Source organism: Polaromonas sp. CG_23.6 (genome assembly GCF_029892315.1).
Lineage (GTDB): Bacteria > Pseudomonadota > Gammaproteobacteria > Burkholderiales > Burkholderiaceae_C > Polaromonas.
Genome location: NZ_JARXUY010000001.1, coordinates 2,449,297 through 2,474,712 on the forward strand (window position 1 = coordinate 2,449,297; position 25,416 = coordinate 2,474,712).

The 25,416-nt window shown below is 57.6% G+C and carries 24 protein-coding genes and 1 pseudogene; 23 read left to right on the plus strand and 2 right to left on the minus strand.

The window, feature by feature from the left end; translation table 11 throughout:
* The first annotated feature begins 17 nt into the window (after positions 1-17).
* From H4V98_RS11575 to H4V98_RS11675, 21 genes and pseudogenes are all read left to right on the plus strand, one after another.
* The gene (locus tag H4V98_RS11575) at positions 18-1,052 is read left to right on the plus strand and encodes an RluA family pseudouridine synthase (protein ID WP_280757514.1); all 1,035 of its coding nucleotides are present in this window, start codon (positions 18-20) and stop codon (positions 1,050-1,052) included.
* A gap of 114 nt (positions 1,053-1,166) precedes the next feature.
* Positions 1,167-1,832 (plus strand): annotated as a pseudogene (gene scpB, locus H4V98_RS11580) (SMC-Scp complex subunit ScpB).
* A 38-nt stretch (positions 1,833-1,870) separates the two neighbouring features.
* Complete coding sequence (locus tag H4V98_RS11585; RefSeq protein WP_196864166.1) at positions 1,871-3,466, plus strand: pseudouridine synthase; 1,596 nt, start codon at positions 1,871-1,873, stop codon at positions 3,464-3,466.
* Between the two features lie 276 nt (positions 3,467-3,742).
* Positions 3,743-4,168, plus strand: coding sequence for a nucleoside-diphosphate kinase (gene ndk / locus H4V98_RS11590; RefSeq protein ID WP_196864167.1), 426 nt, complete (start codon positions 3,743-3,745; stop codon positions 4,166-4,168).
* A 79-nt stretch (positions 4,169-4,247) separates the two neighbouring features.
* A complete protein-coding gene (rlmN, locus tag H4V98_RS11595; RefSeq protein ID WP_196864168.1) occupies positions 4,248-5,396 on the plus strand; it encodes a 23S rRNA (adenine(2503)-C(2))-methyltransferase RlmN in 1,149 nt (382 codons plus the stop codon).
* Entirely contained in the window at positions 5,393-6,202 is an 810-nt protein-coding gene (gene pilW / locus H4V98_RS11600; protein ID WP_196864169.1) for a type IV pilus biogenesis/stability protein PilW, read from the plus strand. The genes rlmN and pilW overlap by 4 nt, the downstream gene beginning before the upstream one ends.
* A complete protein-coding gene (locus H4V98_RS11605) occupies positions 6,195-7,109 on the plus strand; it encodes a helix-turn-helix domain-containing protein (protein ID WP_196864170.1) in 915 nt (304 codons plus the stop codon). Before pilW ends, H4V98_RS11605 begins: the two co-directional genes overlap by 8 nt.
* Entirely contained in the window at positions 7,109-8,383 is a 1,275-nt protein-coding gene (gene ispG, locus H4V98_RS11610; protein ID WP_196864171.1) for a flavodoxin-dependent (E)-4-hydroxy-3-methylbut-2-enyl-diphosphate synthase, read from the plus strand. The genes H4V98_RS11605 and ispG overlap by 1 nt, the downstream gene beginning before the upstream one ends.
* A gap of 5 nt (positions 8,384-8,388) precedes the next feature.
* Positions 8,389-9,759 carry a histidine--tRNA ligase gene (hisS, locus tag H4V98_RS11615; protein WP_196864172.1) on the plus strand — a complete coding sequence of 457 codons (1,371 nt, stop codon included), beginning with the start codon at positions 8,389-8,391 and terminating at the stop codon, positions 9,757-9,759.
* 72 nt (positions 9,760-9,831) lie between these two features.
* On the plus strand, positions 9,832-10,524 hold the full coding sequence (locus tag H4V98_RS11620) for a tetratricopeptide repeat protein (RefSeq protein WP_196864173.1): 693 nt from the start codon (positions 9,832-9,834) through the stop codon (positions 10,522-10,524).
* Entirely contained in the window at positions 10,521-11,666 is a 1,146-nt protein-coding gene (bamB, locus tag H4V98_RS11625; RefSeq protein ID WP_196864174.1) for an outer membrane protein assembly factor BamB, read from the plus strand. Before H4V98_RS11620 ends, bamB begins: the two co-directional genes overlap by 4 nt.
* A gap of 35 nt (positions 11,667-11,701) precedes the next feature.
* Entirely contained in the window at positions 11,702-13,039 is a 1,338-nt protein-coding gene (gene der / locus H4V98_RS11630; RefSeq protein ID WP_196864175.1) for a ribosome biogenesis GTPase Der, read from the plus strand.
* A 57-nt stretch (positions 13,040-13,096) separates the two neighbouring features.
* The gene (hfq, locus tag H4V98_RS11635; protein WP_196864176.1) at positions 13,097-13,366 is read left to right on the plus strand and encodes an RNA chaperone Hfq; all 270 of its coding nucleotides are present in this window, start codon (positions 13,097-13,099) and stop codon (positions 13,364-13,366) included.
* A gap of 17 nt (positions 13,367-13,383) precedes the next feature.
* Positions 13,384-14,535 (plus strand): GTPase HflX, encoded by a 1,152-nt coding sequence (gene hflX / locus H4V98_RS11640; protein WP_280757515.1) that lies wholly within the window; start codon positions 13,384-13,386, stop codon positions 14,533-14,535.
* 65 nt (positions 14,536-14,600) lie between these two features.
* Positions 14,601-15,995, plus strand: a complete 1,395-nt coding sequence (gene hflK, locus H4V98_RS11645; protein WP_196864178.1) for an FtsH protease activity modulator HflK — start codon at positions 14,601-14,603, stop codon at positions 15,993-15,995.
* 11 nt (positions 15,996-16,006) lie between these two features.
* Positions 16,007-16,912 (plus strand): protease modulator HflC, encoded by a 906-nt coding sequence (hflC, locus tag H4V98_RS11650; RefSeq protein ID WP_196864179.1) that lies wholly within the window; start codon positions 16,007-16,009, stop codon positions 16,910-16,912.
* Positions 16,913-17,060: 148 nt separating this feature from the next.
* The gene (locus H4V98_RS11655; RefSeq protein ID WP_196864180.1) at positions 17,061-18,230 is read left to right on the plus strand and encodes an ATP phosphoribosyltransferase regulatory subunit; all 1,170 of its coding nucleotides are present in this window, start codon (positions 17,061-17,063) and stop codon (positions 18,228-18,230) included.
* 92 nt (positions 18,231-18,322) lie between these two features.
* Entirely contained in the window at positions 18,323-19,663 is a 1,341-nt protein-coding gene (locus H4V98_RS11660) for an adenylosuccinate synthase (protein ID WP_196864181.1), read from the plus strand.
* A 77-nt stretch (positions 19,664-19,740) separates the two neighbouring features.
* On the plus strand, positions 19,741-20,265 hold the full coding sequence (locus H4V98_RS11665; RefSeq protein ID WP_196864182.1) for a phosphoribosyltransferase: 525 nt from the start codon (positions 19,741-19,743) through the stop codon (positions 20,263-20,265).
* A gap of 188 nt (positions 20,266-20,453) precedes the next feature.
* Positions 20,454-21,674: a PLP-dependent transferase gene (locus H4V98_RS11670; protein ID WP_196864183.1), complete on the plus strand. Its 1,221-nt coding sequence runs from the start codon at positions 20,454-20,456 to the stop codon at positions 21,672-21,674.
* Positions 21,675-21,700: 26 nt separating this feature from the next.
* Complete coding sequence (locus tag H4V98_RS11675) at positions 21,701-21,892, plus strand: hypothetical protein (RefSeq protein WP_196864184.1); 192 nt, start codon at positions 21,701-21,703, stop codon at positions 21,890-21,892.
* Positions 21,893-22,013: 121 nt separating this feature from the next.
* Here the strand turns inward: H4V98_RS11675 and mnmH are convergent, their stop codons facing one another.
* Both mnmH and H4V98_RS11685 read right to left on the minus strand, forming a co-directional pair.
* On the minus strand, positions 22,014-23,072 hold the full coding sequence (gene mnmH / locus H4V98_RS11680) for a tRNA 2-selenouridine(34) synthase MnmH (RefSeq protein WP_196864185.1): 1,059 nt from the start codon (positions 23,070-23,072) through the stop codon (positions 22,014-22,016).
* A complete protein-coding gene (locus H4V98_RS11685; RefSeq protein WP_196864186.1) occupies positions 23,069-23,683 on the minus strand; it encodes an arylesterase in 615 nt (204 codons plus the stop codon). The genes mnmH and H4V98_RS11685 overlap by 4 nt, the downstream gene beginning before the upstream one ends.
* Positions 23,684-23,783: 100 nt before the next feature.
* Here H4V98_RS11685 and H4V98_RS11690 point away from each other — a divergent pair, with 100 nt between their 5' ends.
* Together H4V98_RS11690 and rlmB are read left to right on the plus strand one after the other, a co-directional pair.
* Positions 23,784-24,524: an ABC transporter ATP-binding protein gene (locus H4V98_RS11690; RefSeq protein WP_196864187.1), complete on the plus strand. Its 741-nt coding sequence runs from the start codon at positions 23,784-23,786 to the stop codon at positions 24,522-24,524.
* Positions 24,525-24,655: 131 nt separating this feature from the next.
* On the plus strand, positions 24,656-25,408 hold the full coding sequence (gene rlmB / locus H4V98_RS11695) for a 23S rRNA (guanosine(2251)-2'-O)-methyltransferase RlmB (RefSeq protein WP_196864188.1): 753 nt from the start codon (positions 24,656-24,658) through the stop codon (positions 25,406-25,408).
* Positions 25,409-25,416 lie beyond the last annotated feature (8 nt).

Below are 25,416 nucleotides of genomic sequence, written 5' to 3' on the forward strand. Positions count from 1 at the left end.
AGCAATCGACCCTCTTGATGACTGATTCAAAACTGAGAAAATCTATTATATCGGGCAGCGTTAATGCCAGGCAGCCTGAAGACGATGCCCAAGATGAGGCAGACACTGCTGTCGAAATGGAACTGCGGCATGTCAGTGTTCCGGTCGAAAGCCACAACAGCCGGCTTGACAAAGCGCTGGCCGAATTAGTGCCCGAGTTTTCACGCAATTATCTTCAGCAATTGATTGAAGCCGGAGGCGTATGCGTCAAAGGCCAGAAAACCGTCAAAACCTCGGCCAAGGTCAAGGCGGGGGATGAACTGTCCGTCGAGTTGCGACCCACTGCCCAGAGCCAAGCTTTCAAACCTGAAGTCATGGCACTCGACATTGTCTATGAAGACGCGCATCTCCTGGTAATTAACAAGCCTGCCGGGCTGGTGGTTCATCCAGCCCCCGGCAACTGGAGCGGCACCTTGCTCAACGGCTTGCTTGCACACGATCCCCAAGCTTCATTCATGCCACGCGCCGGCATCGTGCACCGCCTCGACAAGGACACCAGTGGCCTGATGGTGGTGGCGCGTCAGCGTCAGTCTATGGACCAGCTGGTGGGCATGATTGCTGCACGCACGGTGAGCCGGGAATATATGGCGCTGGCGCATGGTGCATGGGAAGGCGCAAAAACCCGCCAGGTTGAAGCCCCCATTGGCCGCGACCCAAGAAACCGGCTGCGCATGGCGGTGGTTGACCTTGAAAAAAATTCGGGCAAAACCGCTTCCACTGTGGTCTCCTTGCTTGGCAACGCCAAAAATCATTGTCTGGTCAAGTGCAAGCTGCATACCGGTCGCACCCACCAGATCCGGGTTCACATGGCATTTCTGGCTCACCCGCTGGTGTCGGATGTGGTGTACGGCGGCGCGTTGGCCGGCGACATGGCGCGCCAGGCGCTGCACGCCTGCCGACTGGCATTTGCCCATCCGGCAACAGGCGAGCCGATGGAATTCAAGTCACCGCTACCACCTGACCTGCTGCATGCAATAGACGCTTTGGGCCTGAGATACAATCCTTCTATGTAGTTTTCTGCTACCGGCACCATGGTTTCCTGATCCAGGTAAAGCCTGCCTGAATGCGATGCGCTGACAAAAGCGCCTTTATCCGCTTTCCTCCCGTTTACTTCGGAACGACCAATCATGAATACGACGGATGCCCGGCGCATTCTCGAAACCGCCCTTATTTGCGCACAGCAACCGCTGACCTTGCGCGATATTGGGGTTTTGTTTAACGGGGGGTTGGCGGCCGACAGTATTAAACTGGTGCTTGGCGAGTTGCAGGACGAATGGTCGAACCGAGGCACTGAACTGGTGCATGTGGCAAGTGGATGGCGTTTTCAAAGCCGGCCGGAAATGCGCGAGCACCTGGACCGACTAACTCCTGAAAAACCAACCCGCTATAGCCGGGCGACACTTGAAACGCTGGCCATCATTGCATATCGGCAGCCTGTCACGCGGGGTGACATGGAAGATATTCGCGGCGTGACCATCAACAGCTTGTTGCTCAGACAGTTGGAAGACCGTGGCTGGGTTGAGGTCATCGGCCACCGCGAAACGGTGGGCCGCCCGGCGTTGTACGCGACGACCCGCCAGTTTCTGGATGATCTTGGCGTTGAATCCCTTGCCGGACTGCCGTCGATGAACGACACATCGGCGCAGATTGCAAAGCTTGAGCAGTTTGAACTGGGAATGTAGGGAACACCTGACAGTTTTCCAACCCTGACCACGACTGAATTGAAAATTTCGACCTATAGCGAGGACCTGGCGTCGGATGCCGGAAAAAGTTCTCCACCTGATCCGCAGTAATCCGTCTGCCCGCTATCCACCCGAACGAATGTAAAAGCATGAACTCAAACGACCATCCCGCCAGCAAGCCACTGCCCATGCCAGAAAATGAATCAAATAGTGCTCCAGCGCACGGACTGACTGCACGAGAAGCTCCTGAATCAATAGCAATTTTCGCAGGTGACAGCGTGACGTCGCCGCAGGCTGGTGCGCGGCAGCAGGGACTGAAGCCCTTGCCGTCAACCATTCGCTTTGAAGACGTGATCACCGGTCAATTCGATGCCGACGAAGAAGACGTTGCCCTTGGCCTGCCCAAACGGGTTCTGCTGCCCCAGCCAGAAACGCCCAAGCTGCACAAGGTCCTGGCCCAGGCTGGTTTGGGCTCACGTTTGGAAATGGAGCAGCTGATTCTGGAAGGGCGGATTTCTGTCAATGCCGAGCCGGCCCACATCGGCCAGCGCATCCAGTTTGGCGATACCGTCAAGGTCAATGGCAAGCCCATCCGTGTGCAGATTGATCCTCCGCCGCCGCGCGTCATCGCCTACCACAAGCCTGCCGGCGAAGTGGTGACGCACGATGACCCGCAAAACCGTCCGACCGTCTTCCGGCGCCTGCCCAAGCTGTTTCAGGGCAAATGGCAATCTGTTGGACGGCTGGATCTCAACACCGAAGGATTGTTGCTCCTGACGAGTTCTGGCGAATTGGCCAACAAGCTCATGCATCCGCGCTTCGGCCTGGAGCGTGAGTACGCCGTGCGGGTGCTGGGTGCATTGAGCAACGAAGAGAAAAAACGCCTGCTTGACGGCGTGACGCTGGATGATGGCGTGGCACAGTTCGGCTCGATTGATGCTGGTGGCGGTGAAGGCGCCAACTGCTGGTACCGGGTTACGATTTCCGAAGGTCGCAACCGCGAGGTGCGCCGCATGTTTGAAGCCGTGGGCCACGCCGTGAGTCGCCTGATCCGCATCCGTTACGGCGCCATGGTGCTGCCCCGCGGATTGAAACGCGGCGCGTTTGTCGAGCTTGACGAAAACGACATCTACGCATTGACCAGTGCGGTCAGCCGGTCGGAAGCGCGGTCAGATCCGCGTGCCAACGCAGGCGTTGCTGGCCAGCCCGACAGTGACGGCGGACCCCCGCAGCGCCGCGGTCCGCGCAGGAACGAGGGTCCACGCAGTAACAGCACCCGTCCCCGCAACGCGGGCGCAGGCCAAACCGGCATCGTCCAGCCGCTTGATGATTCGCAGCCGCCGATGAGCCGCAACGACGGCGCGCAGCGCGGCAATCGACGCGGCGCCAATCCTGGCATTGGCGGCGCAAAGGGCCGAAGCCAGGGCGGAAATGCCGGTCCGGCGACGCGCTTCGGACCGCCCGGTTCAGGATCGCCGCAAGGCCAGAGGCGCCGTGACGACCGGGGCCCGCGCATTGACAAATCCGCAGGTGCCTCACAGCCCGATCCCATGAAGACCTCGTTTGGCTATATTGGTGCCGATACCTTTACCCGACAGCGGCAGGATCAGGGCCAACAGCGCCGGGGCGGTGGCGGCAATGCGGGCGGCTTTGGTGGTGGCGGTGGCAGCGGCGGTGGCCTGCGTCGCAATGGTGGCAATTCAGGTGGCAATCGCGGTGGTGGTAACCGGGGTGGCAACCGCTAAAGTGGAACCGGATTGTTGGCATTCATTGAAAGCAATAAATCAATATTTGCTATTGAATAAATAGCTGCTAAAGCTTATTTATTCTGCGTAAAAAGCCGATTTGATACTGTAAATTAGATGATTGGCCAGAATGAATACGTTCCACAGCTTGTGCGGCACAAGACCATTTTGCTGACTTGCCCTTGAAGAGGTAACCCAGCGGGTTAAAATCATGGGCTTTATTCAGTCCCTGAATAATTTTAAAACTTAATAACTCCAATATCTTTAGGAATAAACATGGCCATCGAACGCACACTCTCCATCATCAAGCCTGACGCTGTCGCCAAAAATGTGATTGGTCAAATCTATGCGCGTTTTGAAGCCGCCGGCCTGAAGGTCGTCGCTGCCAAAATGGTTCACCTGTCGCAAGGCGAAGCCGAAGCCTTTTACGGCGTGCACAAAGCCCGTCCCTTCTTCAAGGACCTGGTGTCTTTCATGATTTCCGGCCCGGTGATGATCCAGGCGCTCGAAGGCGAAGGCGCTGTGCTGAAGAACCGTGACCTGATGGGCGCGACCGACCCCAAGAAGGCCGATGCCGGCACCATTCGTGCTGACTTTGCCGACAGCATTGATGCCAACGCCGTCCATGGTTCCGACGCTGTCGAAACCGCCAAGGAAGAAATCGCTTTCTTCTTTGCCGGCCTGAACGTTTACTCGCGTTAATGCGTAACGTCCCCATGCTTTGCCACCCTTTGACGGGGTCGCCGCTTGTGTGGGGCGACCTGATGCATCGTTGCCTGCAATGACTGTCAATCTTCTCGATTTCGATCTGGAGGGCATGGCAGCGTTTTGCGAACAGCTGGGCCAGAAGCGCTTTCGCGCGACACAGCTGTTTCGCTGGATTCACCAAAAAGGGGCCTCCGATTTTGAGCAGATGACCGACTTGGCCAAAGCGCTGCGCGACAAGCTTGCCGTCTCAGCCAACATCACGGGCCCCAAAGTGGTCTCGCGCCACGAGTCAACCGACGGCACCATCAAATGGCTGTTTGACGTGGGTGCTGGCGATGTGATTGAAACGGTTTTCATTCCTGAAGCTGACCGTGGCACGCTGTGTATTTCATCTCAGGCGGGGTGCGCCGTGGGTTGCCGTTTTTGTTCGACCGGTCACCAGGGCTTTAGTCGCAACCTGACGACCGGCGAAATCATTTCCCAGTTGTGGTTTGCCGAGCACTTTTTACGCAAGCATTTGTCTAAGGACGAACGCGTCATTTCCAACGTCGTCATGATGGGCATGGGCGAGCCATTGCAGAACTATTCGCAGTTACTGCCGGCGCTCAAGACCATGCTGGATGACCACGGTTATGGCTTGTCGCGTCGCCGCGTCACGGTGTCGACATCCGGCGTGGTGCCGATGATCGACCGCCTGGCCCGCGATTGCCCGGTCGCCCTGGCCGTTTCGCTCCATGCGCCGTACGATGCGCTGCGCAGCGACCTGGTTCCGCTGAACAAAAAGTACCCGATTGCCGAATTGCTTGAAGCCTGCACACGCTACCAGTCGGCCGCGCCCCGCGATTTCATTACGTTCGAATATTGCATGCTGGATGGCGTCAATGACCAGCCCGAGCATGCGCGTCAGCTTGTGGCCTTGATGAAGACCCACGCTGCAAATGGCCTGTCATGCAAGTTCAATCTCATTCCCTTCAATCCCTTTCCTGCTTCCGGTCTGGTCCGCTCGCAAATGCCACAGGTCTTGGCGTTTGCCAGAATCCTGATAGATGCCGGTATCGTGACCACCGTGCGTAAAACGCGCGGCGATGACATTGATGCAGCTTGCGGTCAGCTGGCGGGCGATGTACAGGATCGCACTGGCGTGGAGCAGCGCATGGCGGCACAGCGGCTGGGCAGGCTGGCCGGCATCAAGGTCGTGGTGATGAACAAGGATGCGGCATGACAAAGATTAGGGCCCATGCCTGGATATTTGCCTGCTGGACAGCCATGCTGCTGGGCGGCTGTGCCAGTCAACCTGGTTATGTCGAAGGTCTGGGCAACCGAACCGACCTGATTACCGATTCCGATGAAACCGAACTGCGTCGTCGTGCACGCTTGCGTGTTGAACTGGCCAGCGGTTATTTTGAACAGGGCCAAACCAAGGTGGCACTGGATGAAATAAAACAGTCGCTGGCAACCGATCCAAACTTTGTCGATGCATACAACCTGCGGGGGCTGATCTATATGCGTCTCAATGACATTCCGCTCGCAGAAGACAGTTTTCGGCGCGCGCTTGCGTTAAACGCGCGCGATGCCAGTGTGGCCCATAACTATGGATGGATGCTTTGCCAGCAGGCACGCTATCCAGAGTCGTTCAAATTGTTGGCCCAGGCAGCCAGCAACCCGACCTACACGGGGAAAGCCAAGACTCTGATGGCCTTGGGTGTTTGTCAAGTGAATGCCGGGCAGTTAAGTGAAGCTGAACAAAGCTTCATGCATTCCTACGAACTGGATGCCGGCAACCCCGTGACAGGCTACAACCTGTCCAAGCTGCTGTATGCGCGTGGCGATTTGACACGCGCTCAGTTCTACATACGCCGCTTGAACAATAGTGAGCTGGCCAATGCCCAGACGCTCTGGCTGGGCATCAAGACTGAGAAAAAGCTGAACAATCAGGAAGCAATGGTGCAACTCGCAAGTCAGTTGAAGAAACGCTTTGCGCAGTCTCATGAGGCTGCTGCATATGAAAAGGGCCTGTTCAATGAGTAAGGATGAAGCGCTAGTTGACCCAGCCATTGCGTTAAATCAAGATTCGGCAAGCGCGCAGGACACCGCTGGTGCCATGCTTCGCACTGCCCGTCAATCGCAGGGTCTGGACATCGCCACACTGGCAGCACTGTTGAAGGTTCCGGTTCACAAACTTCAGGCGCTTGAGCAGGACAAGCCTGAGCTTTTGGCCGATCCGGTGTTTGCACGAGCGTTGGCCGCCAGCATGTGTCGAATTCTCAAACTGGAAGCCGGCCCCGTGCTTCATCGGCTGCCTGCAATTGCCGCATTCAAGGTAACTTCCCAGAACCGGGGGATCAACATCTCGTTTCGTGCCCGACCCGGCAAAAATGCGCTTTCATTTTGGTCCAGTATTTCGCGACCAGCCGTGCTTCTGGGTCTGGTTTTGCTGCTTGGCGCACTCTTGTTGATGTTCTTGCCGTCCATCCAGAAAGAAATTTCCAGATACCGGCAGGCAGGCCAGTTTGAAACTGCTACGGGTCAGGCGGTGGGCTCTGCTGCGGCCACAACGACCGTAATAACTCCCACATTTGCAGGTAACGATGTTTCCGGCGTATCTTCGGATGCTGCGCTAACGCCTGCTGAGACCCCTTTAACTTCGTTGGAAACGGGGGGTCTGCCGATGGCAACAAACGCTGACTCCACTCCTGTTGATCCCCCAATAACGATCAATGCAAAAGGTTCATCGAAAATCAAGGTGACAGATGCCAGTGGAACGGTAATTTTTGACCGTTCACTTCGCGCAGGGGAGTCTGTCAGCCTCTCGGGCGTACTGCCGCTGGGCGTGGTGGCGAGCCGTGCCAACGTCATACAGGTGCAGATACGTGGCCAGGCCTTTGATCTTGCCAGCGTTACCAAAAACAACATTGCCCGTTTCGAGGTGAAATAGTGCAAAACTGCCTTCCCATCATTTCTGCTTTTCCAAAGCCGCATCATTCCATCCAGTCCCGGGTCGTCTGGGGCTCGCGCGTGGTTACTGTTGGCGGCGATGCGCCGGTGCGTATTCAGTCAATGACCAATACCGACACCGTGGACGCTGTTGGCACGGCCATACAGGTCAAGGAACTGGCCATGGCCGGTTCTGAAATGGTCCGCATCACTGTCAACACGCCTGAAGCTGCCGCCGCAGTTCCCTATGTCCGTGAGCAGCTTGACCGCATGGGGGTCGATGTCCCCCTCATTGGCGATTTTCACTTCAACGGCCACCGCCTTCTGACAGATTACCCGGCCTGTGCGCAGGCGCTTTCCAAGTACCGGATCAACCCGGGAAACGTTGGCAAAGGCAACAAGCGCGATGCCCAATTCGGCCAGATGATCGAAGCCGCCATGCGCTGGGACAAGGTCATCCGCATCGGCGTCAACTGGGGCAGTCTTGACCAGGAATTGCTTGCCGTCATGATGGATGAAAACAACCTTCGCAGCACACCTTGGGATGCCCGGCAGGTGATGTACGAAGCGCTGATCACCTCGGCAATTGATTCCGCCAAGCGGGCCGAAGAAATGGGCATGCGGCGTGACCAAATTATCCTGTCCTGCAAGGTCAGCGGCGTCCAGGACCTGGTGTCGGTGTACCGGGAACTGTCCCGGCGGACCGATCACACGCTTCATCTGGGACTGACCGAGGCAGGCATGGGTACAAAGGGAACGGTCGCTTCAGCCACTGCGCTCTCCATCTTGTTGCAGGAAGGCATTGGCGACACGATTCGTGTTTCCCTGACGCCGCAGCCCGGCGAGGCGCGGACGCAGGAAGTTGTCATTGCTGCCGAAATCTTGCAGGCACTGGGTTTGCGGACCTTTGTTCCCAGCGTGACGGCATGCCCCGGTTGCGGTCGCACCACCAGCACCACCTTCCAGGAGCTGGCCAAGCAGATCGACGATTTTCTGCGCGCCCAGATGCCCGTCTGGCGCGAGCAGTACCCGGGTGTCGAAGGCCTGCGCGTGGCTGTCATGGGCTGCATTGTCAATGGCCCTGGCGAAAGCAAGCATGCCGATATTGGCATCAGTCTTCCCGGATCGGGCGAAGCTCCGGCTGCGCCCGTGTTTATCGATGGTGAAAAAAGACTGACCCTGCGCGGCGACAACATTGCGCAGGAGTTTCAGGTGATTGTTGAAAACTACATAGAAAAACGCTTTGGCTCGGCTACGCTGGCCCAGGTTTCCTGAACGACATGCCTGAAAAATTGAATGCCGATCCGGCAGAAAAAACCTTGCCGATCAAAATCGAGAAACTTGCCGCCGTCAAGGGCATGAACGATATCCTGCCACCGGACTCGGCGCGCTGGGAGTGGCTGGAGGGCAAGGTTCGTGACCTGATGGCGCGTTATGCCTACCGCAACATCCGCACGCCGATTCTGGAGCACACCCAGCTCTTCGTGCGCGGCATTGGCGAAGTCACTGACATTGTCGAAAAGGAAATGTATTCCTTTGAAGATCGCTCGGACAAGCATGGCGACCACGACCACCTGACGATGCGTCCGGAAAATACCGCCAGCGTGGTGCGTGCCGTGACAGAGCACAACTTGCTGTACGACGGTGGCAAGCGGCTCTACTACATGGGGCCGATGTTTCGCCGCGAGCGGCCGCAACGCGGTCGCTACCGCCAGTTTCACCAGATCGGTGCTGAAGCGCTGGGGTTTGCAGGCCCGGAAGTGGATGCCGAACTGATCCTGCTGGCTGCAGCGCTCTGGAAGGAACTGGGCCTGAGTGACTGGCGTCTGGAAATCAACAGCCTAGGCCAGCCCGACGAGCGCGCTCAACACCGCACGCAACTGATCGCGCACTTTGAACAACACGCGGACTTGCTCGACGAAGAGGCGAAAAGGCGCCTGCATAGCAATCCTCTGCGAATTCTTGACACCAAGAATCCGGCAATGAAGTCGGTGGTGGAAAGCGCTCCGCGCCTGATAGATTTTCTCGGCGCGCAGTCGCTGGCGCATTTTGACGGTCTCAAGGCTATTCTGGACGCCAACGGGATTGCCTGGACCGTCAATCACCGGCTGGTGCGCGGGCTGGACTATTACAACCTGACCGTCTTTGAATTCGTCACCGACCGGCTGGGCGCGCAGGGCACCATTTGCGCAGGCGGCCGTTACGACGACCTGATCGCGCAGATGGGTGGCAAACCGGCGCCTGCCGTCGGCTGGGCGCTGGGTGTCGAGCGTGTGCTCGAACTCATCAAGGAAGAGGGTGCTTTCGGCGAACTTCCGGTGCCCGACGTTTATGCGGTGGTTCCTGAAATCTCTGCTCTCCCGATCGTGATGAAAACCCTGCAGGCTCTGCGAAGTGCCGGAGTCAGCGTACAGATGCACGCCAGCGCGACCTCGGGCGGCATGGGCAGCATGAAGTCGCAGTTCAAGCGCGCCGATGCAAGTGGCGCACGATTTGCACTGATTTTTGGCGCGACCGAACTTGCCGAAGGCCGTGTAGCGGTCAAACCGCTCCGCGGCGATAAAGACGGGTTGGCCGATGGCCAGTCGCTTCAAACGCTGGATGACATAGATGCATGGGCAGACATGCTGCTCACCGGCTCCGCGATTTGAGCAGCAGTTCAGCGCTCTACAATCCTTTTTCAATTTAGCCTGTCAGTATTGGCTAAAAACTCCCGGAAATTTATGGCAAAGCACCTTGATTTGGAAGAACAGGAACAGCTTGACGAGATCAAGCATTTCTGGAAGCAGTACGGCAATCTGATCACCTGGGTGCTGATTGTCGTTTTAGGCGCATTTGCATCCTGGAACGGATACCAGTATTGGCAGCGCAGCCAGGCGGCTAAGGCCTCGGTGATGTTCGACGAGATTGAACGCGCCATCGTGTCGGGTGACACCGAACGAATTGACCGTGCGCTGGCTGACATGAAAGACCGTTTCGCCAGCACCACATATGCCCAGCAGGCCGGCCTTCTGGTCGCCAAGGCGCATCACGACAAAGGCAATGCCGATGCAGCCCGTGCAGCGCTGGTCTGGGTGGCCGACAAGGCATCCGATCCTGGCTACCAGGCAGTTGCCAGACTTCGGCTCGCCGGACTGCTGCTTGAAAAGAAATCGTATGAAGAAGCCTTTCAGCAGCTTTCCGCTGCTTTTCCGAAAAACTTCGAAGCGCTGGTGGCTGACCGGCGTGCAGACATCCTGATGGTACAAGGCAAAAAAGCCGAAGCCAGAGCCGAATACGAAAAGGCCTGGAAGGCTTTTGACGAGCGTACCGAATACCGTCGCCTAGTCGAGGTCAAGCTCAATGCGCTGGGTGTTGATCCCACCGCTGGCCAGGTCAAGCTGTCGACTGCTGAAAATGCAGGAGCAAACAAATGAAAATTCAGTCTTTTTGGTCATTGGCGCTTGCCGGGCGTGCACCTATAGCTATTATTAGCGTAGCGCTTCTGACGGGTTGTTTCGGGGGTGTTAAAAAGCCCCAACCCACGGAGCTTCAACCGGTGACGGCGCTGGTTTCCGTGCGTCAAAGCTGGACCCAGCGCATTGGTCCGGTTAATTTTCCGCTTGATGTCGGTGTTGCCGGTAGTGGTGTGGCTGTTGCCAGCGATGACGGAACGGTTGCCCTTTTTGATGCCCAGACCGGCCGCGAGGTCTGGCGCCTGGCATTGAAGACGCCGATTGCCGCTGGCGTTGGAAGCGATGGCAAGGTGCTTGCCGTCATCACCAAAGACAACGAAGTCATTGCCATGCAGGCTGGACGCGAGTTGTGGCGTCAAAAGCTCACTGCCCAGGCGTTCACCGCCCCGTTCGTGGCAGGTGAGCGCGTGTTTGTTCTGGCGGCTGATCGTTCGGTCAATGCCTTTGACGGGCAGACCGGCAGAAAGCTGTGGACACAGCAACGTTCAAGTGAACCACTGGTACTGCGCCAGTCCGGCGTGCTGCTGGCCGTTGGGGACACGCTGGTGGTTGGTCTGGCCGGTCGACTGGTAGGAATGAACCCGTCGACTGGCGGCATTCAGTGGGAGGCCCCCGTCGCCACACCACGGGGTATCAATGACATTGAGCGGCTTGTTGACTTGGTCGGCAGCGTCAGCCGGGTCGGTGACAACGTCTGTGTACGGGCGTTCCAGTCCAGCATCGGCTGTGTGAATACCACCCGTGGCAATCTGCTATGGACCCGTCCTGCCAATGGCGTACAAGGTATCAATGGCGATGACCGGCTGCTGTTTGGCACCGAAGCTGATGGAACCGTACTGGCTTGGAAGCGCAGTGACGGCGAACGTGTCTGGTCCACGGAGCGCCTGCGCTACCGGGGGTTGACTGCACCGTTTCTCGCTGGCCGCTCTGTAGTGATTGGCGATGCCGCTGGCTTCATCCACCTGCTGTCGCGTGAAGACGGCTCTCTTCTCAACCGCATTGGCACCGATGGATCGCCCATTTCCGCTTCCCCGGTGCTGGCAGGCAATACCTTGGTTGCCGTCACCCGCAACGGTGGCATTTACGGCTTTCAGCCCGAATAACGGCATCTGCGCCAGAAACTGATCTACTCATTTTGATGAAACCTGTCATTGCCCTAGTTGGCCGCCCGAATGTTGGCAAGTCAACCCTTTTTAACCGGTTGACCAAGACGCGGGATGCGATCGTGGCCGACTATGCCGGTCTGACGCGTGATCGCCATTACGGTAACGGGAAACTGGGTCCCCATGAGTACATCGTCATTGACACCGGAGGCTTCGAGCCAGATGCCGTCACCGGCATCTACAAGGAAATGGCCAGGCAGACTCGCCAGGCTGTAGCCGAGTCCGATGTGGTGATTTTCGTGGTCGATGCCCGTGCCGGCATCAGTGCCCAAGACTATGACATCGCCAAATACCTGCGAAAGCTTGGAAAGCCAACCGTGCTGGCAGCCAACAAGGCCGAGGGCTTGCCCGAAGGCACGCAGGTTTCAGAGTTCTTCGAACTGGGGCTTGGCGAAATGCTGGCAGTGTCTGCATCACACGGGCAAGGCATGCGAATGCTGGTTGACCTGGCGCTGGCGCCTCTCAACCTGCCCGATCCGTCGGAATCAATTGAACAGGAAGACCCTGCGGTCATCAAGTTGGCAGTGGCAGGCCGGCCCAATGTCGGCAAATCAACCTTGATCAACACCTGGCTTGGAGAAGAGCGGCTGGTGGCATTTGACTTGCCCGGTACCACCCGCGATGCTATTTCAGTGCCTTTCGAGCATGCAGGCCAGCGGTTCGAGCTTATCGACACTGCAGGGCTTCGTCGTAAAGGCAAAGTTTTCGAGGCAATCGAGAAATTTTCCGTTGTCAAGACACTGCAGGCGATTGAAAACGCCAATGTCGTGTTGCTGCTGCTTGATGCTACTCAAGGCGTGACGGACCAGGATGCACACATTGCGGGTTATATCCTTGAAAGCGGTCGGGCGGTGGTGCTGGCTGTGAATAAATGGGATGCGGTGGATGCCTACCAGCGCGAATTGCTGCAGCGCTCGATTGAAACGCGGCTTGGTTTTCTGAAGTTCGCATCCATCCATCATATTTCGGCCATCAAGCGGCAGGGACTGGGACCTGTCTGGAAATCCATCATTCAAGCGCATGCTTCAGCGAATCGCAAGATGTCCACACCAGTCTTGACCCGTTTGCTGATGGAGGCTGTGCAGTTTCAGCAACCCCAGCGTTCAGGCGTTTTTCGTCCCAAGTTGCGCTACGCCCACCAAGGTGGCATGAACCCGCCCATCGTGATCGTTCACGGCAATTCGCTGGAGCATGTGACCGAATCTTACAAGCGCTATCTTGAGGGCCGCATTCGCAAAGAGTTTGATTTGGTCGGAACGCCTTTGCGTATTCAGCTCAAAAGCCAGCACAATCCTTTCACGGACAAGGAATAGACCTAATATTACAAGGCCACGTAAACCGCTGTGGTATGGTCAAACTCTTACTAACTCTTGAACACGGAAAATATCGTGAGCAATAATAAAGGCCAGCTTTTGCAGGACCCATTTCTCAACACCTTGCGTCGCGAGCATGTTCCTGTATCGATCTATTTGGTCAACGGCATCAAGCTTCAAGGTCAGATTGAATCGTTCGATCAATATGTCGTCTTGCTTCGCAACACCGTCACACAGATGGTTTACAAGCATGCAATTTCAACCATCGTCCCAGGCCGAGCCGTCAACTTTTCAGCGGCTGAATCCGAAGAAACTCCGACATCCTGAGAACCCACGAAGCCTCGGTGAAAATACAAACACTCGCCCTTCTGGTGGGGGTTGACCTGGGTCTACCCAACTTTGATACCGATTTGCTCGAGCTTGGTCTGCTGGCGAAAACCGCAGGTTTGGAGCCTGTGGCACGCATCACTTGCAAACGCAGGGCGCCAGATGCGGCACTTTTTGTCGGTTCGGGCAAAGCCGATGAAATCAAGATGTTGGCACTGGAGACAGGCGCCACTGAAGTCCTTTTTGACCAGTCACTCAGCCCGGCTCAGCAACGCAATCTCGAACGGCATCTGGAAATGCCCGTCAATGATCGAACCCTGTTAATTCTTGAAATTTTCGCTCAACGCGCCCGCAGCCATGAAGGCAAGCTTCAGGTAGAACTGGCGCGTCTGCAGTATGTTTCAACCCGACTCGTACGCCGTTGGTCGCATCTCGAGCGTCAGACTGGCGGCGCAGGAGTGCGAGGTGGTCCCGGTGAAAAGCAAATCGAACTGGACAAGCGCATGATTGGCGAAGCTATCAAGCGAACCAAGGAACGTTTGACCAAGGTCAAGAAGCAACGCCAGACGCAGCGAAAACAGCGTGAACGGCGAAATTCTTTTTCAGTTTCCCTGGTGGGATACACGAATGCAGGAAAATCCACCCTTTTCAATGCTTTGGTAAAAGCCCAGTCGTACACCGCCGATCAGCTCTTCGCAACGCTTGATACCACCACGCGACAGCTGTATCTTGGCGAAGCGGGTCGTTTCGCATCGCTGTCAGATACCGTAGGCTTCATTCGCGACTTGCCGCATGGGCTTATTGATGCGTTTGCAGCAACATTAAAGGAAGCGGTCGATGCGGATTTACTGCTTCATGTCGTCGATGCTTCCAATCCTGAATACCTTGAGCAAATAGAGCAAGTACAGCGCGTACTTTTCGAGATCGGTGCTGCGGATGTGCCGCAAATACTTGTGTTCAACAAGCTCGACGCTATTGAAAAAAGCAATCACCCCCTGCATCTTCAAGATAAGTTTGATCTCAGGGACGCATTTGAAGGCGCCAGCCGGAGTGTCGAGCGCGTATTCGTAAGTGCCAAAAGCGGTGAAAACTTGAATCTTCTGCGCGAATCGCTGGCGGTCCAAGGTTCACGCGCCGAGCCTGGCAATAGCCCCCAAACACCTCAATGATATTGCCCTGCCGGGCAATATCATTAGGCACAATGTAGGTGTAACAAAAAAGTGAGTTTTCTTCCATGAATTTGAATCCCGTGCTGCAAACGCTGACAAACTTTCCGGGTCGGCTTAGACAACGCGCCCAAGGAATATTCAATTTGAATGATCCGCGGTGGGGCCGGGATGAAGACAAGTCGTCGTCGGATGGCTCCAAGCCCGAGTCACCGCGCGAAGACCGTCAACCCCCCAAGCCACCCAATCGTCCGCAAGGCTCTAATCAGGGGCCGCCTGACCTTGACGAGTTGTGGCGTGATTTCAATAGAAAACTGGGTAATTTGTTTGGCGGCGCAAAGAACGGCGGCAACCGTGACGGATTTGGCGGTGGCGGAAACAAAGGCGGCGGCGGTTTTCAGCCTGACATGAAGAATGCAGGCATTGGCGTGGGCCTGATTGCTGGCGTGGTGGCATTGATATGGCTGGGCACCGGCTTTTTCATTGTGCAGGAAGGTCAACAAGCAGTTATCACCCAGTTTGGCAAATACCAATCTACGGTTGGCGCAGGCTTTAACTGGCGTCTGCCTTATCCGATACAGCGTCATGAGATTGTGGTGGTTACCCAGATTCGCTCTGTCGATGTGGGACGTGACACCATAATCAAGGCAACGGGGTTGCGTGATTCAGCGATGTTGACGGAAGACGAAAATATCGTCGAAATCAAGTTTGCGGTGCAGTATCGTCTGAACGATGCGCGGGCTTATTTGTTTGAAAGCAAAGATCCTGCAGCTGCAGTCGTTCAGGCTGCAGAAACTGCTGTACGCGAAGTCGTCGGCAAGATGAAAATGGACATGGCGCTGGCAGAAGAGCGTGACCAGATTGCCCCACGTGTTCGGGAGCTTATGCAAACGATCCTGGACCGTTACAAGGTTGGTGTCGAGGTGGTTGCCATTAACTTGCAGCAAAGTGGTGTCCGTCCTCCCGAGCAGGTTCAGGCCGCTTTCGATGATGTGCTGAAAGCTGGACAGGAGCGCGAGCGCGCAAAGAACGAAGCCCAGGCCTATGCCAACGACGTGGTTCCTCGAGCCGTGGGTTCGGCCTCCCGATTGAAAGAGGAGGCTGATGCATACAAAGCCCGTATCGTGGCGCAGGCCCAGGGTGATTCCAAGCGTTTTAGTTCGGTACTGACCGAATACCAGAAGGCTCCGCAGGTTACCCGGGACCGCATGTACACCGATGCCATGCAGCAGGTCTATACCAATGTGACCAAGGTCCTGGTGGAGTCACGTTCAGGCTCAAACCTGTTGTACCTGCCGCTTGACAAAATCATGCAAATGACCGGAACGGGTGGGGCAGGCACAACCAGTGATGCAACTACGCCTCTGTCCACGGTGCCTGCAGCGCAAGCACCGATGAATAGTGTGCCTGTGGACTCTCGGGCCCGGGATACTTCCCGCACCCGTGATCGTGAAACCCGCTAAGGAAAACAAAAGTGAATAGAGTTGGACTTGTCGTTTCTTCATTGCTGGTGCTTCTGGCATTGCTCAGTTCCACGCTGTTCGTGGTCGATCAGCGCCAGTTCGGCGTGGTGTATGCCCTTGGCCAAATCAAGGAAGTCGTTCTTGAGCCGGGCTTGAATTTCAAGCTTCCGCCTCCGTTTCAAAACGTTTCGTACATCGACAGGCGTTTGCTGACCTTGGACAGCACTGATTCCGAGCCCATGCTGACACTTGAAAAGCAGCGCGTGGTGATCGACTGGTACGTTCGCTGGCGCATCATCAACCCTTCCGAATACATCCGTAATGTCGGGCTGGACGAAAGGGCAGGTGCGAACCAATTGAATCGCGTGGTTCGTAATGCGTTCCAAGAGGAAATCAACCGGCGGACTGTCAAGGATCTGCTTTCACTCAAGCGCGAAGCACTGATGGCTGACGTCAAGAAAGAAGTGCTGAGCGTGGTGCGGGGAGCCAAGCCTTGGGGTATCGATGTGATCGATGTGCGGATTACCCGCGTCGATTACGTCGAAGCCATTACCGAATCTGTTTACCGCCGCATGGAGGCCGAGCGCAAGCGGGTGGCCAACGAGTTGCGATCGACCGGCGCAGCAGAAGGTGAAAAAATTCGTGCAGATGCCGACCGGCAACGTGAGGTCACCATTGCCAATGCCTATCGTGATGCACAGAAGGTCAAGGGCGAAGGCGACGCCGAGGCGGCTCGCACTTTTGCCCAGGCCTTTGGTCAGGATCCGCAGTTTGCACAGTTTTATCGCAGCCTTGATGCATACAAAGCCAGTTTCAGCAAGAAAAGCGATGTGATGGTGGTCGACCCGTCTTCGGACTTTTTCAAGGCCATGCGGGGACCGAACACTGGCGGCGCTTCAGGGGCTAATTCCCGTTAAGTAGTCTTCATATTGGGGAATCCAGGCAATCTGGATTGTCTTCACCCACAGGCGGTGGTCAACAGAAAAAGGGCGGTCTGCCCTTTTTCTGTTTTCGATCCATCCCGTGCCGGTAAAATCCTGCTTTTAACAGCTTACAAAATCTACAATGCCCGCTTGGTCGTCATCTTGGCAATTGCCTGATCAAATTGCCGATGTCCTGCCTTCCGAGGCGCGTCACATCGAAGAGCTACGCCGTCTGTTTCTGGACGCCGCCTGTAGCTACGGTTACGAACTCGTCATTCCACCGCTGCTGGAACATCTGGAATCGTTGTTGACTGGAACTGGCGAAGCCTTGGGCCTGCAGACCTTCACGCTGGTCGATCAGCTCTCGGGTCGCACTCTGGGGTTGCGTGCCGACACCACCCCCCAGGTTGCGCGCATCGACGCGCACCTGCTCAACCGCAGTGGCGTGGCGCGTCTTTGCTATTGCGGCCCGGTTCTGCATACGCGTGCAGACCGGCCACATGCGACCCGCGAGCCGTTGCAATTCGGCGCTGAAATCTATGGTCATGCCGGCCCGGAAGCAGACCTGGAAGCCCAGCGGCTTGCCCTGAATTGCTTGAAAGCTTCTGGCGTTACCGACTTGATGCTGGACATGGCCGACGTGCGAATTGTTTCCAGTCTGCTGGCCGGATCCAGCCTGGATGCATTGACGCTTGCACGCATCCATGCCGCTCTGGCTGCCAAAGATGCAGGCGAACTCAATATCCTGTTGGGCGAACTCAACGGCAGCTTGTCATCAGAAGCTCGCGAAGGCATGCTGGCATTATTGCAACTGTACGGCGACGAACATGTGTTGCTTGAGGCTGAAAAAGTCCTTCCGCCCATGCCTGGCGTGCATGAAGCGCTACAGAATTTAAAGTGGCTAGCATCGCATGCGACTGACGTCAGGGTCAGCTTTGATTTGGCTGACCTGCGGGGCTATGCTTATTACACGGGCACACGGTTTGCCATTTATGGCCAAGGCGCCGAACTGGCGCGCGGCGGCCGTTACGACGAGGTTGGTGCGGTCTTCGGTCGCAACCGACCGGCTGCGGGTTTCAGCCTTGATCTGAAAGAGCTGGTCAGTGTGCTGCCGCCTCGCCCTTTGAAGACGGCTATTTGTGCGCCTTGGGGCAATGATGTCACGCTCGTTGCTGCCATCGCCCGGTTGCGTGCCGGCGGTGAAACCGTGACTTGCGTGCTGCCCGGCCATGAAAATGAAGTCAATGAATTTGACTGCGACCGGGAGCTGGTGTTGAACACTGGCCGCTGGGTGGTCCAGGCCCGCGCCTGAGCCTGAGCCGCATCGACCATCGGCAAAAATGTCGTGCGCAGGGACTGGCCCGGCGGCGGATTTATCCATTTGATCCTTAACGAGAACTGAAGATGACAAACAAACCAAGCGCAGCTCCCGGCCGCAATGTCGTGGTCGTGGGTACCCAGTGGGGTGACGAAGGCAAGGGCAAGCTTGTTGACTGGCTGACCGAAATGTCGCAAGGCGTTGTGCGCTTCCAAGGCGGCCACAATGCAGGCCATACGCTGGTCATTAATGGCGTCAAGACCGCTTTGCACCTGATTCCGAGCGGCATCATGCGCCCCGGCGTGAAGTGCTACATCGGCAATGGCGTGGTGCTTTCAGCGGCCAAGCTTTTCGAGGAAATCGAAGGGCTGGAAAAAGCCGGCGTCGAGGTGCGTTCGCGCCTGCGCATCAGCGAAGCCTGTCCGCTGATCCTGCCTTTCCACGCGGCCATCGATATTGCCCGTGAAGCTTTTCGCGAAAAAGGCGGTATTGAGAAAATCGGTACGACGGGCCGCGGTATCGGGCCAGCTTATGAAGACAAGATTGCCCGCCGCGCGCTGCGCGTGCAGGACCTGAAATACCCCGAACGCTTTGCCGCCAAGCTGCGCGAACTGCTGGACCTGCACAACTTTGTGTTAACTGGCTATCTGAATGCGCCAGCGGTTGACTTCGACACGGTGTATGACGAAGCGATGCGCCATGCCGAACTGCTCAAGCCGATGATGGCCGACGTGTCGCGTGAACTCAATGACGCGCACCAGGCCGGCGCCAATCTGCTGTTTGAAGGTGCGCAGGGCACGCTGCTTGACGTGGACCATGGCACCTATCCCTATGTGACCTCCAGCAACTGTGTTGCCGGCAATGCGTCGGCCGGTGCCGGCGTCGGACCGGGCATGTTGCATTACATCCTGGGCATCACCAAGGCCTATTGCACCCGCGTGGGCGGCGGGCCGTTTCCGACCGAACTCGACTGGGAAGTGGAAGGCACGCCGGGCTACCACATGAGCACCGTGGGCGCCGAAAAAGGCGTGACCACCGGGCGCAGCCGCCGCTGTGGCTGGTTTGATGCGGCGCTGCTCAAGCGCTCGGCCCAGGTCAATGGCCTGTCGGGCCTGTGTATCACCAAACTTGACGTGCTCGATGGCCTTGACGAGTTGAAGCTGTGTACGGGTTACGAGCTTGACGGCCTGACCACCGACATTTTGCCTATGGGCGCCGACGACATTGCCCGCTGTGTGCCGATTTATGAATCCATGCCGGGCTGGAGCCAGAGCAGCGTGGGCGTGACCCAATACGATCAGCTGCCGCCTGCCGCTCAGCGCTACCTTGAGCGGATCGAAGAAGTCACAGGTGTGCCGGTTCACATGATTTCGACCAGTCCGGACCGCGACCACACTATCTTGCTTCGCAACCCCTACGCCCTCTAAAACTTTAAATTTTAGACAAACAGGCTGCTTGCGCAATAACCATAAGCGCTTGCAGCTATTAAATCAGGAGCAATTTCATGTTGACCGAAGACGGCAAGCATCTCTATGTCAGCTATGACGAATACCACAACCTGATTGAAAAACTGGCCATCAAGATCCACCAGTCTGGATGGCAGTTCGACACCATCCTGTGCCTGGCGAGGGGCGGCATGCGGCCTGGGGACATCCTGTCGCGTATTTTTGACAAACCGCTGGCCATCATGTCCACCAGTTCCTACCGCGCCGATGCCGGCACGGTGCAGGGAAAGCTGGACATTGCCCACTACATCACCACGCCCAAGGGCGAGATCGCCGGCAAGGTGCTGCTGGTCGATGACCTGGCCGATTCGGGCCATACCCTGAATGCGGTGATTGAACAGCTTCGCAACAATTACAAGCCGATCACCGAACTGCGCAGTGCCGTGATCTGGACCAAGGGTGTTTCGACCTTCCAGGCGGACTATTCGGTCGAGACGCTGTCAACCAACCCGTGGATTCACCAGCCCTTCGAAAGCTACGACGCGCTTTCGCCATTGCAATTGATAGACAAATGGCGCGTGTAGTTGCCCCCGCGGTCGCTCACTTCGTGTAGCTTCCTGCCCCCCGAGGGTGCCACTGCGCCTGCGGACTGGCAAAGCCAGATCCGTGGCCCCTGCTGAAATTAAGCCGGAGCCCCCGCTACCACTGCATTCCTATGTGCGGTTGTCGGGAGGGCTCTTCGTCGACTTGGGCTTGTCGCTATTATTGGAGCATGAGCGAACTCTCCACCACACTGATCCACCATCCCTACACGCCACCGACAGGCTTCGAGTCGGTTTCCCCTCCGGTTTACAAAGCCTCGACGATCATCTTTCCCAGCGTGGCTGCTTTGCGCCGCCGTGACTGGAAGCACAAGACCGGCTACACCTACGGACTGCACGGAACGCCGACCACTTTCACGCTGGAAGAACGCATCGCAACGCTGGAGGGCGGCAGGTTTTGCACACTGGTTCCGAGCGGCTTGGCTTCCGTGGTGCTGGTGGACATGGCCCTGCTGAAGGCGGGTGACGAAGTCCTGATACCGGACAATGCCTATGGCCCGAACAAGGCCTTCGCGCAGTCTGAACTGGCGTCTTGGGGCATCAGCTGCCAGTTTTACGACGCCATGAATCCGGCTGATCTGGCCGTACGGCTGAATGCGCGTACCCGCCTGGTCTGGCTGGAGGCCCCCGGCTCCATCACGCTGGAGTTTCCGGACATTCCCGCGCTGGTGGCCGCCGTCAAGACGCACAACGCATCCGGTACAGCGCATCCCCTGTCCGCCATCACGGCGCTCGACAACACCTGGGGCGCAGGTCTTGCGTTCAATGCCTTCACGCTGGGCGCAGACATCTCGGTACAGGCCCTGACCAAATACCCGAGCGGCGGCGCCGATGTGTTGATGGGTTCGGTGGTGACGAACAACGAAGCACTCCACCAGTTGGTGCATTTTTGCCATATGCGTGTCGGTTATGGCGTTAGCGGCAATGATGCTGAACTCGTGCTGCGCGGCTTGAACAGCATGGCCCTGCGCTATGCCGCGCAGGATGCCGCCACGCGCCAGCTCGCCACCTGGTTGCGGGACCAGCCGCAGATTGCCGCCGTGCTGCACCCGGCCTTGCCCGATTCGCCAGGCCATGCCGAATGGAAGCGCGACTGCCAGGGCGCGGCTTGCCTGTTCAGCGCTGTCTTCAAGCCGGAATTCACCACTGTGCAGATCGACCGTTTTTGCGACACCCTGCAACTTTTCAGCCTCGGCTACAGCTGGGCCGGGCCGATGAGCCTGTGCGTGCCGTATGACATGCCGGCACTGCGTGTCGTACGCCCCTGGCCTTACCCGGGCGGGCTGGTGCGCTTTTCCGTTGGCCTGGAAGCCGTTGCGGACTTGCAGGCCGACTTGGCCCATGCGCTGGCCGGCCTTAACGAAACGCCAGATGGCAATGCATTACAGTAAGGGTTACCTATTCACGAAAGCAAGCTGTGGCAACTCCTAATTACTCCTATGAAAAGCGTCAGAAGGAGCTGGCGAAAAAACGCAAGAAAGAAGACAAACTCAAGCGCAAGGGTGAAGGCAAGCCGGAAGACGGCGATGTGTCCAGTGACGGCGCGCCGGATCAGGACAACATCAGCGAAGCGCAAATTGGCATACCACCTGCCGGCTCTCCTCCTTGAGCGAAAAATTCAAAAAAATAGCTATCTGGCGCAATGTGAATATGCGCAAGTAGCTATTGATTTGATAGTAAGTTGATGGTCAACCCGGCACTATCCTCATTGGTGATGCCGGGTTTTTTCGTTACGCCTTGGCCAGCATCAAACTGGCAAGTTCGGTCATGGCTTGAACACTGTGGTCGCGCGGCGCCAAAGATTGCGCTGTTTTGTATTGGATGAAATTGCGCTGCATCGACTGCAGGTAGCCCGGGTCGTAGTGATTGATCAGCAATTCGAGCACCACTGACGCCACATCGCCACCGCGCGCGCGCGCCTGCCAGTCAAGAACCGTGGCCTTGCCGCGTGCCTCTGTCAAGGCGTCGAGCCGGTCGCAGAAGAAATCGATGTCGCGGACAAAAAAATCATAGTCTTCTAGCAACAGCGCTACCCGCTCGGGCTCCGGCAGGTTCAGTTGCAGGCAGGGACTGGCGCGCATGGCGGCAATCAGCCCTTCGGGCACGGCCACATTGCCAACCTTTTTGCTCTCGCTTTCAATATAGACCGGCCGCGCTGCATCGAAGCTGCGCAGCGCCGTCCAGATGCGGCGGTCATAGGCTTTCTGGCTGGGCTGGGCCACCCCGGGTATCAAGCCGAGCACCGAACTGCGGTGGTTGGCCAGCGCTTCCAGGTCGAGCACCTGCGCGCCCTGCGCTGCCAGCGCCTGCAGCAGCCGCGTCTTGCCCGAACCCGTAGGGCCGCACACCACGCGGTAGTGGTGCTGCACCGCAAGTTGCGGGAGGTCCGCTACCAGCGCTGCACGAAAGGCTTTGTAGCCACCGTCAACCAGTGTCACCTTGAAGCCGATCTGGTCCAGAATCAGCGCCAGTGAACCGCTGCGCTTGCCGCCGCGCCAGCAATACACCAGCGGCTGCCATTCACGGGGCTTGTCAAGCACCTCGCTATGGATGTGCTCGGCGATGTTTTTGGCGACCAGCGCCGCGCCCAGCTTCTTGGCCTCGAACTGGCTGATCTGCTTGTATTGGGTGCCGACGATCTTTCGCTCGTCGTCGTGCAGGCTGGGCCAGTTCACAGCGCCTGGCAGGTGGTCTTCGGCATATTCACCCTCGGAGCGGGCGTCGATGACGGTGGAAAACTGGCTCAATCGGGCCAGGGCGTCTTCGGCAGAAATGCGGTCAAGGCTCACGGGATGATTTTCTTCAGTTCTGGCCAGACATTGGCCAGCATTCTGGCTTGCGATGACGCGTTGGGGTGGATGCGGTCGGCCTGGAAATTGTCCGCGGCGTTGTCGCCATCGGCAATGCCCTTGAGGAAAAACGGCACGAGTGCGACTTTTTCTTCCTTGGCGACTTTCGAGAATAGGCCTGAAAAGGTGGTGGCATAGGCGCTGCCATAGTTGGGCGGCACCTCCATGCCCAGCAGCAGCACGCGGGCACCGGATTTTTTGGACGCCTGCGTCATGGCGCTCAGGTTCTTGGCGGTCATGTCCAGCGGCAGCCCGCGCAGCGCGTCATTGCCGCCCAATTCGATCACCACGGTGGCAGGTTGGTACTGCGCCAGCAAAGCCGGCAAACGCGAACGCCCGCCCGAAGTGGTGTCGCCGCTGATGCTGGCATTGACCACACGGACGTTTTTGTTTTCGCTCGCCAACTGCTTTTCAAGCAACGGCACCCAGCCTGTGCCGCGCTTCAGGCCATATTCAGCGCTCAACGAGTCGCCGACGATGAGGAGGGTGGGCTGCGGTCTGGCCTCGGCCGGCGCCTGGGCAAAGGCCGGCACCGCCAGCACGGCGCTCATCAACAGGGTCCCCAAGGATTTAGCGCAATGGTTTCGCGTGGCCAGGCGAGGCTTGCTACAGTGGGCAGCAATCGATTTAACGTTTCCAAAAAAGGTTGACATGTTTGAACCTGTAGTTTCCGGTAGGGGTGAAGTGGCTTCCAGGCTGCCTGAATCAGGGGAGCCTGCCAGTTCTCCAATTGTTTGCGTTGAGCATGTTTTCAAGTCGGTCACCGACTCGACCGGCACCTTGACCATTTTGCGCGATATTGACTTTTCATTGAATCCGCGCGAAACCGCTGCCATTGTCGGTGCATCGGGCTCGGGCAAGAGCACGCTGCTGACGATCATTGCAGGGCTGGACACGCCCACGAGTGGCACCGTACGCCTGGCCGGCCAGGACATCTTTGCCATCAGCGAGGACGACCGCGCCGCCCTGCGGGCACAAAAAGTCGGTTTCGTGTTCCAGAGCTTCCAGCTCATGGCCAACCTGACGGCGCTTGAAAACGTCATGCTGCCGCTGGAGCTGTCCGGCATGAAGCACGCCCGGGCGCTGGCAACCGACATGCTCAAGCGGGTCGGCCTGGGCGAACGGCTCGGCCATTATCCCAAGGTGCTGTCGGGCGGCGAGCAGCAGCGGGTGGCGCTGGCACGCGCTTTTGTCGTCAAGCCGGCCGTGCTGCTGGCCGACGAGCCGACCGGCAGCCTGGACTTTGCCACCGGCGAAACCGTGATGGAACTGATGTTCGAGCTGAACCAGGAAATCGGGACCACGCTGGTGCTGGTCACGCACGACCCGGCGATTGCCGCGCGCTGTGAGCGGCGCATCACCATTGAAGCGGGGAAGATCGCTATTTCTTGAGGTAAAAAGGCCTCTGGCGCTTACCTGGTATGCGATATGTGCTATGCATAAAATAGCATGCAGTGCGTTGATGCCTTGCCCCCGCCAGGCCCGCGCGCAGCCTTCAAAATCTGTGCAGCGATAATTGGTGCATGTCTTCTTCTCCCCAAAAAGTTCTTTTCGGCTTCCATGCCGTCGGTGTCCGCCTCAAGACCGCGCCCAAGTCGGTTCTTGAGGTTTTTTATGATGTTTCGCGCCGCGATGCCCGCATGCGCCAGTTCACCGACCGCGTTCGTGAAGCCGGCGTTCGCATGGTCGAGTGTGATGGCCTGCGCCTGGCCAAGATGTGCGGCAGCCACGGCCATCAAGGCGTTGTCGCTCGCGTTGATGCGGTTGCGCAGGTTACCTCGCTCGATGAATTGCTTGAGCAATTAGAGGCGGCCGGCACCACCCAGCCTTTGCTGCTGGTACTTGACGGCGTGACCGATCCGCACAACCTGGGCGCCTGCCTGCGGGTGGCTGACGGTGCGGGTGCGCAGGCGGTGATTGCACCCAAGGACCATGCCGCCGGCATCAATGCCACCGTGTCCAAGGTCGCCAGCGGCGCGGCCGAAACCGTGCCGTATTTCATGGTGACCAACCTGGCGCGCACCCTGGGGGAATTGAAGGAACGCAACATCTGGTGCATCGGCACCAGCGACGACGCTGAAAAGACGATTTACGACGTGGACCTGACCGGCCCCGTGGCCTTGATCCTGGGCGCGGAAGGCGAGGGCATGCGCCAGTTGACCCGCAAGACCTGTGACGAACTGGTGCGCATTCCGATGCACGGTGCGGTAGAAAGCCTGAACGTGTCGGTCGCCAGCGGCGTGTGCCTTTACGAAGCGCTGCGTCAGCGCCGCTGAAAGCCAGC